Genomic DNA, 9,560 nt, shown 5'->3' with positions numbered 1-9,560 from the left:
GAGAAAAAACTGAAAGAAAAATGTGATATTCCGATTTTCCATGATGATCAGCACGGTACGGCTGTCATTACACTTGCAGGCGTTAAAAATGCGCTGAAACTGGTAGGCAAAAAGATCGATGAGATCAAGGTTGTAGTCAACGGTGCAGGTGCTGCTGCAATTTCCATCACAAAACTGCTGCTTTCTGCAGGGGTGAAACATGCGGTTCTGTGCGACAGAAAAGGCGCGATCTACGAAGGAAGAACAGACGGCATGAATCCGGTCAAAGAAGAGATGGCGAAAATTACAAATGCCGAGAAAAAAGCAGGCACTCTGGCGGAAATGCTGGTTGGTGCGGACCTGTTCATCGGTGTAAGTGCACCGGGTATGGTTACGACAGATATGGTTAAGACCATGAATAAAGATGCGATCATTTTTGCATGTGCAAACCCGACTCCGGAGATCTTCCCGGATGATGCAAAAGCAGGCGGCGCACGGGTTATCGCGACAGGAAGAAGTGATTTCCCGAACCAGTGTAACAACGTACTCGCGTTCCCGGGGATTTTCCGCGGTACATTTGATGTGCGCGCAAGAGATATCAATGATGAGATGAAGATCGCCGCAGCAGATGCGATCGCAGGCCTGATCAGTGATGATGAGCTCAATGAAGAATACATTCTTCCGGCACCGTTTGATCCACGCGTTGGTAAAGCGGTAGCAGCAGCAGTGGCAGAAGCGGCAAGAAAATCTGGTGTAGCCAGGATATAAAAATTATGAGCGCGTAGCGGCGAATAATTTTGCTACGGATTGTCCTTTTGGACAAGCCGGTTCCATCAGGTACAAGCGCGTAGCGGCGAATAATTTTGCTACGGATTGTCCTTCTGGACAATCCGGTACCACCAGGTATGAGCGCGCAGCAGCGAATACAAATAAATGAATAATAGTTGAGGAGAAAAGAACATGGATGCTGAATTAAAGAAAAGCTTACAGAAGTTTGCAACCGAGATTCGTATCGGCACCGTTGAGTCTATCAAATCCCGTGGATTTGGTCATATCGGCGGAGCTTTAAGTGTATGTGATGCACTGGCTGTACTGTACGGATCACAGATGACGGTAGACCCGAAAAACCCAAAAATGCCGGAAAGGGACAAACTGGTTTGCTCCAAAGGCCATGCAGGTCCGGCTATATACGCAACACTGGCATTGAAAGGATTCTATCCTTATGAGGAGATTAAAACTCTGAATCAGCCTGGAACAAATTTCCCGAGCCACTGTGACTGCAAGAAGACACCTGGTATCGATATTACCACAGGTTCTCTCGGACAGGGTACTTCCCTGGCAGATGGTATTGCACTTGCTGATAAATTAAAAGGCAGAGACAGCCGTACTTTCCTGATCGTAGGTGATGGTGAAATCAATGAAGGACAGTGCTGGGAAGCGTTTATGTTTGCAGCAGCCAAGAAACTGTCCAATCTGGTTGTTCTGGTTGATAACAATAAGAAACAGCTGGACGGCTATGTTGCTGATGTACTGCCGACAGGAGATCTGGGTGCGAAAATGGCTGCATTCGGATTCGAGACTGTGACAGTAAACGGAAATGATGTTGAAGCTCTTTACGATGCACTGGAAAATACGAAAAAGGGCGGTGACAAGCCGTATGCCATCGTAATGGATACTGTAAAAGGTGCAGGTGTAAAAGAGATCGAAGAGACTATGGGCAATCATAGTATGGCTGTAGGCGCTGATAAGTTTGACGAATGGTTAAGCGAGTTAAATGAAAAACTTGCTGCTATGGCATAAGCGGAGGGAAAGAGATGAAGATAGTATATAATGGTGAAATGGAATCCCGCGCATTCAAGGATATTCTTGGAAAAGAGATTCCTGCATTAGCAGAAAAGGATCCTGACGTTATTTATCTGGATGCAGACCTTATGAGCTGTATCGGAACCGCAAAATGGGGCGCTGCCAATCCTGACAGAGCGATCAACTGCGGTATCGCAGAAGGCAACATGATGGGAGTCGCAGCTGGGCTGGCTTCTCAGGGATTTAAACCGATTGCACATACATTCGGACCGTTTGCATCCCGTCGTTGTTTCGACCAGGTATTCTTATCTGCAGGATACACAGGGAATGATATCACGGTAATCGGAACTGACGCAGGTATCTGTGCAGCTTTCAACGGTGGTACACATATGCCGTTTGAGGATATGGCACTGTACCGTGCGATCCCGACAGCTACTGTTATCGATATCGCGGATGCAAATCAGCTGACAAGCGTTCTGCATCAGGTAAACGATATTGAAGGCGTAAAATATATCCGCTGCGGACGTAAAATGGCTGCAAAAGTTTACGGAGACGGAGAAGAGATGCCGATCGGTAAAGGTATCACTCTGCGTGAAGGCAAAGACGCCGTTGTCTTTGCAACGGGTATCATGATTCATGAGGCATTCATGGCAGCTGAAGAGCTGGCAAAAGAGGGCGTTGAAATTGCCATCGTAGATATGTTTACGGTAAAACCTCTTGATAAAGAGTGCGCACTGAAGTATGCAAAAGAGACAGGTGCAGTTGTGACAGCAGAGAACCACAACAAAATCGGCGGTCTGTTCAGCGCTGTAACAGAAGCTCTGGCTACAGAAATGGAAGTTCCGGTCGAATACGTTGCAGTTGAAGATGTATACGGTGAAGTTGGTCCTCAGGATTATCTGAGAGAGAGATTTGACCTTACCTCTGATCATATCGTGAGAAAAGTAAAGAAAGCAATTTCCCGTAAGGCTAAATAAGAAAATACTTTTAGGAGGGTTTACCCAACATGATTATTATTGGTGAAAAAATAAACGGTTCCATTCCATCCATGGCAAAAGCAATCGCCGCACGTGATGAGGAATGGATCAAAGATATTGCAAAAAAAGAGGCAGAGGCGGGCGCAACATTTATCGATGTGTGTGCATCTGTTGACGAGGCAGTGGAAGTTGAGACGCTGAAATGGATGATCGGTCTCGTGGAGAGCGTGACGGATCTTCCGATCGCAGTGGACAGCCCGAGTGCAAAAGTGTTAAGTGAAGCATACAAGTGCTGCAGCAGACCGGGTATCATCAATTCCGTATCCATGGAAGGTGATAAGATTGATGAGCTGTTCCCGATCGTAGCGGCAAATCCGGGATGGGAAGTAGTCGCACTGCTGTGTGATGACACCGGAATCCCGCAGACAGCCGAGAAGAGACTGGAAGTATTCGGAAGGATCATGGAGAAAGCAAAAGAGTACAAGATCGATCCGAGCAGGATCCATATTGATCCATTGATCGAAATGCTGTGTACATCAGAGGACGGCATCGCAATGATCACAGAAGTGATCAGCACGATCCGCGCACAGTACCCGACCATACATATCACGGCGGCAGTCAGCAACATCTCCTTCAACCTGCCGGCAAGAAAACTGGTGAACTTAGGATTCACCGTACTTGCGATGAACGCAGGACTCGACAGCGCGATCCTTGATCCGCTGAACAGGGATATGATGGGACTCATCTATGCGACAGAGGCGCTTCTGGGACTGGATGATTACTGCATGGAATACATCGGAGCTTACAGGGAAGGTTTGATCGGACCGGTACAGAAAGCATAATAAAAAACATCAGTGGTGATGTAATCGGAGGATAAGTTTTGAGGAAGACTTATCCTTCGGTTTAAATATCAAAACATTATATGAAGAAGCGGAGGAATTTAACATGTCACCAAAAATTCAGGAAGTAGCAGATTTAGTAGCAAAGGGAAAAGCAAAATTAGTTGGACCGGCAGTACAGGCAGCATTGGATGATGGATGTGATCCTACAGAGATCCTGAACGGCGGAATGATCGATGCAATGGCAGTTGTCGGAGAGAAATTCAAAAACAACGAGATCTTCGTACCGGAGATGCTGGTAGCAGCAAGAGCAATGAAAAAAGGTGTAGAAGTACTGAAACCACACCTTTCAGCAGGAAGCACAGGGGCAATGGGAAAACTGATCATCGCGACAGTAGCAGGCGACCTTCATGATATCGGAAAGAACCTGGTAGCGATGATGATCGAAAGTGCAGGATTCGAAGTGATCGACCTCGGAGTAGACGTGCCGATCGAGAAAATCATCGAGTGCTACAAAGCAAACCCGGATACAAAGATCGTATGCCTGTCCGCACTGCTGACAACAACGATGCCGTCCATGAGAGACACCGTAGCAGCGCTGAACGAATCAGACTTCAGAAGCAACATCAAGATCATGGTAGGCGGAGCACCTATCACACAGGAATTTGCTGATGAAATCGGAGCAGATGGATATTCAGAGGATGCAGCTTCAGCAGCTACTCTTGCAAAAGAATTAGTAAAATAATTTAACTGAAAAAATAATCATCAAACCTTGGATGCCGCGACAATAAAAAGTCGCGGCATTTTTTTAAAATCTTATATTTTTTATCTGTTGAAATTATGAGAAAATATGGTATAATTTAATATAAATTCCAATAATTAAACCTATTTTTGCGGGGGGGGGGGGTATATTTGGATAAGTTTCAGATAAATGTGCCGTTGCAGGAGTTTGATGCCGAGCGTTGGGTAATGTCGGAGCGGGATGGTTATATGAGATTTATGACGCAGGATTCCAGCAATATTTCTGTCACAACCTGGAACCATCTGGCGGTCGGCATGCACAGTCATGCATTTTACGAGTTTGCACTGTTGACACAGGGAAGCTGTGTGCACAGTTATCAGGGGGTTGATGTACTTCTGATACCCGGAGACGTCTTTCTGATTGCTCCTCATGAGTTCCATGGGTATGTAACACAGATGCCGATTGAAATTATCAACTGTCAGTTTTATGGAGAGGGTTTAAATGATGAGTGCAGTCAGATGCTGGAAAAGGTCAGCGGTGAACGGAAAATCCCGTATGATAAGTTTGAACTGAAAAAACGCTGGAATGAGTTGCTGCAGAATGTTTCCGCTTATGCGGAAATTGCATGTGAGGGGCACGAACAGACACGACAGAATAATCTGAACAGACAGGGTGTCATTCACCTGGAGACAGAAGAACGACGGGATGCCGAGTATCTTTTGCAGCGGATGATGCGCGAGCAGCGCAAAAAAGAGCAGGGATTTGCAAATGTGAAATCAGCCTGCCTTCAGATGATTCTGGTAATGCTTCAGAGAATTCAGAAGAGACGTCTTCAGAAATTAACACAGCACCAGGATGACAAACGGGAACAGATTTTTCAGGTCATCGACTACATGGAAGAACATCTGGCTGAAAAAATAGACCTGACAGAGCTGGCTAAGAAGAGTTATTGGAGTGAAGGTTATTTCCGGGCGATATTTAAAGATGTGACCGGATTGGCACCGGTAGAATATCTTAACCGGCTCAGGATCGTAAAATCGCTTGAACACATGGAAAAGGATCATCTGATGATTTCGGAGGCAGCCGAAAAAGTGGGAATCTATGATCCCAGTTATTACAGCCGGCTGTTCAAAAAAGTGATTGGGTATTCGCCGCGTTATTTTAAGAGTATATAGTTGAGAGATGGAAGTGATGCAGATGAAGCATTGCTTCCATTTTTTATGCCCCGGGTTATTGACAAATGTGAATATCTGCAAAAAGTCCAAGTTAATCTTTGAAACGTCCTAAAAAAGCAAAAATTTAAATGATATACTTTATTTATTAGATAAATATGCATATTTAAAATAAAAGACAAAATATTCAGGGAGGAAAAACAGAATTGAAAAGAACAATTGCTTTTTTAGTTGAACCCAAAAGATTTGAACTGTTTGATGAGGAACTGCGTCAGATTGCCGATGATGAAATGCTGATTCAAACGATATCTTCCGGACTCTGTCATTCGGATGTGAACGTATATATGGGAAAAGCCAATATTATATACAATAAATATGGCAATATGTGCATGGGTGATATGCAATATCCGGTTGAATTTGGTCATGAACCGATAGGTATTGTCGTTGAGACGGGGAAGAATATCAAAAAATTTAAAAAAGGTGATTATGTGTCTGGCCCGACGCTTCTTCAGGGAGCTTTTGCAACTTATATTATCGTGAAAGAAGTGCAGATGGCAAGGATACCGGAGGGAACCAGAAACATTGAAAAATGTCTGGTGGAGCCGATGCAGTGCTGTGTGAATATCGTGCGGGCGGCGAACCCGCAGTTTTATGACACCTGTGCTGTCATCGGATGTGGAATTATGGGACTGATGACGATCGGAGGCTTAAAAAACAGTGGTGCGGGAGAGATCATAGCGATAGATTTTGATGACAGCAGGCTGGAGCATGCAAAAAAGCTCGGGGCTACGCTGCTGATCAATCCGAAGAAACAGGATCTGGATGAAATAATCTATGAAGTCACCAGGAATCGCGGTGTGGACGTTGTCATTGAGATTACCGGAAGCCTGGGGGGGCTTAAGACTGCATCCAAAATTGTACGAAATGCAGAATTTTTCGGATCACTGTCGGGCGGAAAAATTTTGATCCCCTCCATGTACGGAAAGACAGAAATGTGGGATGCAGAGACGGGTTATAACCTGATGATCAAATCCGCACAGCTTCATTCCGTCCATCCCTGGTATTCGCAGGATCTGGAGAGGGATCGGGAGATCGCGGTTCAGGCTTATATTGACGGTGTGATGCCGATCGATGAATATGTAACGCATGAATTTAAACTGGAGGATATCAATGAGGCATTCGAGGTTATGACCGGAAAGGATCCGGCTTACATAAAAGGTGCGATTCGATTCTAGTGTTTGAGGAGGGATAAGGTGGAGAAGAAAAAAACAGCTTTGGAGTTAAAAAGTATTTCCAAGTCATTCCCGGGCGTAAAAGCACTTGACGATGTCAGTTTCGCTGTGGAGGAGGGCAGTGTTCACATTCTGGTGGGGGAAAACGGTGCAGGGAAGTCTACGCTTATCAAAATTATTAATGGGATGTATACCGCAGATCAGGGGGAACTCTACGTATTCGGGGAAAAAATCACAACACATAATCCCAGGTATATGAAGGAAATCGGAATTGCGACGATTCACCAGGAGTTGAATCCGGTTCCGGATCTGACAATCGCAGAGAATATTTTCCTGGGTCGGATACCGACACGCGGTCCCAGAACAGTGGATAAAAAACGTATGGTGAAAGAGGCCCAAAAGCTTATCGACGAGCTTGGATTTCACTATGACGCGAGACGCATCATGCGGTCGCTCACGGTTTCAGATATGCAGATTATGGAGATCATCAAAGCCATTTCAGTCAATGCCAGGGTGATCATCATGGATGAACCGACATCTTCCATCACAGAATCAGAAGTCGCAGTTTTGCATGAACAGATACATAAGTTGAAAAAAATGGGAATCAGCATAATCTATATCTCCCACAAACTGGAGGAGATTAAACAGGTGGGGGACAGAGTGACAGTCATACGGGACGGCAAAGTGATATCTTCACATGGAGTCGATGAACTGACCACGGAGGAGATTATCACCAAAATGGTTGGGCGCAGGATGGATAATGTCTATCCGGTCAAAAACACCGGCATAGGGGAGAAACTTTTTGAAGTCAAAAACTTCACCCGGCATAAGGCATTTCAAAATGTGTCATTTACTTTGCACAGAGGTGAAATTCTGGGAATGGCAGGGCTCGTGGGGGCGGGACGTACAGAGGTGGTGAGGGCAATCTTCGGACTCGATCCGCATGAAACCGGGGAGGTCTATATCGATGGCAGGCAGGTCCGGATCAAAAAGGTATCGGATGCGATAAAGGAAGGGATCATCATGCTGTCGGAAGACAGAAAACTGGAAGGGCTTGTGCTGATCCGTTCGATTGCTGAAAATATCGGGCTGCCGAATCTGAAACGCTACAGTGGTTTTTTGCTCAACAAGAAACTGGAGCGGAAGGATGCGGAAGAGATGAAGAAAAAACTTGCGATCAAGACACCTACAATCCATACGGAGGCGCAGAGCCTTTCCGGTGGAAATCAGCAGAAAGTGGTTATTGCAAAATGGCTTCTTCAGAATCCGCTGGTCTTTATCATGGATGAGCCAACCCGGGGAATCGACGTTGGCGCCAAATATGAGATTTATAAGATTATGTGCGATTTAGCTGCACAGGGTGCAGGGGTCATCATGATCTCCTCGGAGCTTCCTGAAATCATCGGTGTGTGTGACCGGACGCTCGTTATGGCAGAAGGAAGAATAACCGGGGAGGTTGCACGGGTAGATTTCTCGCAGGAGAGAATTATGAGTTTTGCGTTAGGAGGAGCGGCGGTTCATGGAAAAGAGTAGAGAAAAAAAACAGTTTAGTATTGGTGAATTTTATAACAGATTTGGTATATTTCTTGTGTTCTTGCTGATGTTCATTATATTTTCGGTGTGGAACCGGTCGTTTTTGTCCGGAATGAATGTCAGAAACATATTGAGACAGATTGTTGTTATTACGATCATGGCCTGCGGTGAGCAGCTGATGATTATCTGCGGTATGATCGATCTCTCGGCTTCGCGTGTCCTAGCATGTGCCGGTACACTCTCAGCATACGTGGTCCTGGTAACCGGTAATCTGTTTCTGGCAATTGCCGTAGGTATACTGACAGGCTTTTTATTCGGGGCGTTCAACGGTTTTGTCATCACCGTTTTCGATATCCCGCCGTTTATCGGAACACTCGCATCAATGATGGTTGCAGAAGGTGCGATCATGGCGTTTACCGGTGGTCAGAACTATTCAAACCTGGGAGCTGCCTTCCAGTTCATCGGACAGGGGTATATCGGACCGATTCCATTTCCGGTATTTATCATGGCATTTATACTTTTAATTACATATTATATTCTTTCGTGGACCCCTATTGGACGCGCCATGTACGCTGTCGGCGGCAATACAGCTGCAGCGAGAGCTTCCGGGATCAACGTGCGTTTTACGAAGTTTTTTGCGGCTGCGTTTGCCGGAGTGATGTCAGGCATTGCAGGTATCGTGCTGATGTCCCGCATGAATTCCGGTCAGCCGGCCGCTGCCGAGAGCTATGAGATGGATGCCATCACGGCTGTTATCATCGGAGGTACCAGCATGTCAGGCGGCACGGGAACCATCGTAAACACAATTGTCGGTTCTCTGATCATCGGTGTTATCAAGAACTTTATGAACCTGCAGAATATCAATGCCTCCTATCAGAAAATTGTACTGGGCCTTCTGGTCATGCTGGCGGTTATCATTGATATTCAGGTCCGCAAATCAAGGTCGAAGGGGTAGAGAAGGTTACAAATTCAATTTATTTTACAAATAAAAAAACAGGAGGAAGACGAAAATGAAGAAACTTTTGGCAGTGCTTTTGACAATGGGACTGGTGCTGGGCATGACGGGGTGTTCTGGCGGCTCGGCAGGAACGGCGGGTGGTTCGCCAGGCGATGATCCGGCATTGAGTGAGGGGACGGAAGCGTCAGGCGGTGCAGGTAAGGTGGAGACAGATATTAAGGTTTCGGAGGACAAGATTCAGGCCGCATCGGAGGAGACACTCGGAGACTGGGAAGTAGCCTACACGGAGGAATATGCGCCCAGCGGAGAGGAAGAGTACACCTGG

9 protein-coding genes and 1 pseudogene are annotated in these 9,560 nt (G+C 46.0%); all 10 read left to right on the top strand.

The features are described 5' to 3' along the window. Nucleotides 1-747, top strand: a 747-nt coding sequence (locus tag MCG44_RS14465; protein ID WP_318653913.1) for an NAD-dependent malic enzyme, incomplete at its 5' end; no start/stop codon positions are given. Nucleotides 748-939: 192 nt separating this feature from the next. After that, nucleotides 940-1,779: a transketolase gene (locus MCG44_RS14460; protein ID WP_240288944.1), complete on the top strand. Its 840-nt coding sequence runs from the start codon at nucleotides 940-942 to the stop codon at nucleotides 1,777-1,779. A 14-nt stretch (nucleotides 1,780-1,793) separates the two neighbouring features. Then, nucleotides 1,794-2,759 carry a transketolase family protein gene (locus tag MCG44_RS14455; protein WP_240288943.1) on the top strand — a complete coding sequence of 322 codons (966 nt, stop codon included), beginning with the start codon at nucleotides 1,794-1,796 and terminating at the stop codon, nucleotides 2,757-2,759. Nucleotides 2,760-2,788: 29 nt separating this feature from the next. Then, entirely contained in the window at nucleotides 2,789-3,601 is an 813-nt protein-coding gene (locus tag MCG44_RS14450) for a methyltetrahydrofolate cobalamin methyltransferase (RefSeq protein ID WP_240288942.1), read from the top strand. A gap of 103 nt (nucleotides 3,602-3,704) precedes the next feature. Beyond that, nucleotides 3,705-4,343 (top strand): corrinoid protein, encoded by a 639-nt coding sequence (locus tag MCG44_RS14445; protein ID WP_240288941.1) that lies wholly within the window; start codon nucleotides 3,705-3,707, stop codon nucleotides 4,341-4,343. A 167-nt stretch (nucleotides 4,344-4,510) separates the two neighbouring features. Then, nucleotides 4,511-5,515, top strand: a complete 1,005-nt coding sequence (locus MCG44_RS14440; RefSeq protein ID WP_240288940.1) for an AraC family transcriptional regulator — start codon at nucleotides 4,511-4,513, stop codon at nucleotides 5,513-5,515. A gap of 203 nt (nucleotides 5,516-5,718) precedes the next feature. After that, complete coding sequence (locus MCG44_RS14435; protein ID WP_240288939.1) at nucleotides 5,719-6,747, top strand: zinc-dependent alcohol dehydrogenase; 1,029 nt, start codon at nucleotides 5,719-5,721, stop codon at nucleotides 6,745-6,747. Between the two features lie 18 nt (nucleotides 6,748-6,765). Beyond that, nucleotides 6,766-8,277 carry a sugar ABC transporter ATP-binding protein gene (locus tag MCG44_RS14430; protein WP_240288938.1) on the top strand — a complete coding sequence of 504 codons (1,512 nt, stop codon included), beginning with the start codon at nucleotides 6,766-6,768 and terminating at the stop codon, nucleotides 8,275-8,277. Further along, entirely contained in the window at nucleotides 8,264-9,232 is a 969-nt protein-coding gene (locus tag MCG44_RS14425; protein ID WP_240288937.1) for an ABC transporter permease, read from the top strand. Before MCG44_RS14430 ends, MCG44_RS14425 begins: the two co-directional genes overlap by 14 nt. A 55-nt stretch (nucleotides 9,233-9,287) precedes the next feature. Beyond that, nucleotides 9,288-9,560, top strand: a pseudogene (locus MCG44_RS14420) (hypothetical protein); the annotation flags it as partial.

The organism is Lawsonibacter sp. OA9, from assembly GCF_022440585.1.
The sequence above is the reverse complement of the archived record's forward strand: the minus strand, read 5'-3'. Positions and strand labels throughout refer to the sequence as shown.

Excerpts from the sequence above, each read along its gene's own strand:
- MCG44_RS14460 (WP_240288944.1), top strand. The coding sequence starts at position 940 with ATGGATGCTGAATTAAAGAAAAGCTTACAGAAGTTTGCAACCGAGATT.
- MCG44_RS14455 (WP_240288943.1), top strand. The coding sequence starts at position 1,794 with ATGAAGATAGTATATAATGGTGAAATGGAATCCCGCGCATTCAAGGAT.
- MCG44_RS14450 (WP_240288942.1), top strand. The coding sequence starts at position 2,789 with ATGATTATTATTGGTGAAAAAATAAACGGTTCCATTCCATCCATGGCA.
- MCG44_RS14445 (WP_240288941.1), top strand. The coding sequence starts at position 3,705 with ATGTCACCAAAAATTCAGGAAGTAGCAGATTTAGTAGCAAAGGGAAAA.
- MCG44_RS14425 (WP_240288937.1), top strand. The coding sequence starts at position 8,264 with ATGGAAAAGAGTAGAGAAAAAAAACAGTTTAGTATTGGTGAATTTTAT.